The sequence below is a fragment of the Mesorhizobium sp. P5_C1 genome (assembly GCF_054049815.1).
In genome coordinates, this window is the sequence record NZ_JBFULQ010000954.1 from 1 (window position 1) to 1,345 (window position 1,345).

Here is a 1,345-nt window from a genome sequence, read left to right on the forward strand (position 1 = left end):
GGCATTGGGCAATACTTCTGTTGTTGATCGGAGTGCCTGTCTTCTTTGCGGTTCGATCTGCCTACAAGCCCGTCCAGAATTCGGCGGAACTCGTYGGAATTGGAGGGTGGCTGATGCTTCTCGCGATTGGTCAGGCCATGGCTCCATTGCGTACGCTCGCCACACTGGGTTCCTCGAGCGATGGTTACAACCAGCTCATGCTGGTGCCGAACGGACCCATGGTGGTCTACGGCGAGGTTGGGCTGGTGCTGGCATTTCTGGTGCTTCAAGTGGTCGTGCTCGTTGCCATGCTGAGGCGGAGCACTTGGTTCAAGCAGCTCTTCCTCACCCAATGGCTAGCAATCCCGGTGGTATTCATCCTGGACGCGATCTGGGTTTCCACGGTTTTCGGCGTCCCGGTTGGACAAGTGGTCACCGGAGAGGCGCTTGCTACGTCCATAACCTCGTTTGTCCTGATCGGACTCTGGGTCGCCTACGTCTACAGGTCGGTCAGGGTGCGCAACACGTTCACCAGAGTGAAAGCATCCGCCCAGGTCGCGAACGCGGCATAGAAGCGGGGCAATTCGAATATTTTGGAGCGCGAGCGCTCTCGGTCATTCCTGAAACCGCTCGCTGATCCCGCCACAAAATGCTAGCATAAGCAGCAGTCAAACCGTGCTGCCATTTCATCAATGCTTAGAATTTCGGGAACTCTTCTCCACGGCGGGTCAACCCGTGCGCCGGTTGAGGTTCGTCCCGATTTTGGCGGCGGCCATATTCGACACGGTGTTCAACGGCCGAGCCTCGAAACATGGGAACGTGTCTCGCCGCCGACGACCCTTGCGGGCCTTATTCGCGAACTCCAGCGCCAATTTCCCCACATGGCCATACATGCTACCGGCGGAGTGCGGACAGTCCGCCGCCAGGCTGAGTTGATGGCGGAGCGGCGGCTTTCGAACCGGGCGCAGTTCCTGAGGGTATATCGTCAAGCCCAGCATATTACCGAGATGGACGCGTGGGTCGTTCAACATCCTCGCGCTACCCGATCGCAAACCACCGAGGCGTTCGAACAGATAATACACCGCGCCCGCGGACGCGGGGCTACGGTTAGCAACCATCTGGATGACCGCGCCCGCGATATTTCCATTCCACATGGAAATCCTCACGAGCAAGCCGAAGTGCAGCGCGCGCTGCAAAATTGGGGTGCACACGTCATCCTGGAAGGAGATGCAACCGGCGGGCCGCATTGGCACGTAGACTACACGCCACAAGTCGGGCCACCAATGGGGCGCAGGCCTTGATTGAGGTGCTGGTGCAAGAACGGCGGCCTAAAGCGGTGATGCCTAAGGTTCTGAAACTATTAAAT

At 58.4% G+C, this 1,345-nt stretch carries 2 protein-coding genes; one reads left to right on the forward strand and one right to left on the reverse strand.

Features of this window, described 5'->3' with window-relative positions; genetic code table 11:
• On the forward strand, window positions 1-551 hold a 551-nt coding region (locus ACXJ7R_RS32935), incomplete at its 5' end, for a DUF2569 family protein (protein ID WP_457155444.1).
• Between the two features lie 156 nt (window positions 552-707).
• Here the strand turns inward: ACXJ7R_RS32935 and ACXJ7R_RS32940 are convergent.
• Window positions 708-1,250 (reverse strand): hypothetical protein, encoded by a 543-nt coding sequence (locus tag ACXJ7R_RS32940; protein ID WP_457155445.1) that lies wholly within the window; start codon window positions 1,248-1,250, stop codon window positions 708-710.
• Window positions 1,251-1,345: the final 95 nt, after the last annotated feature.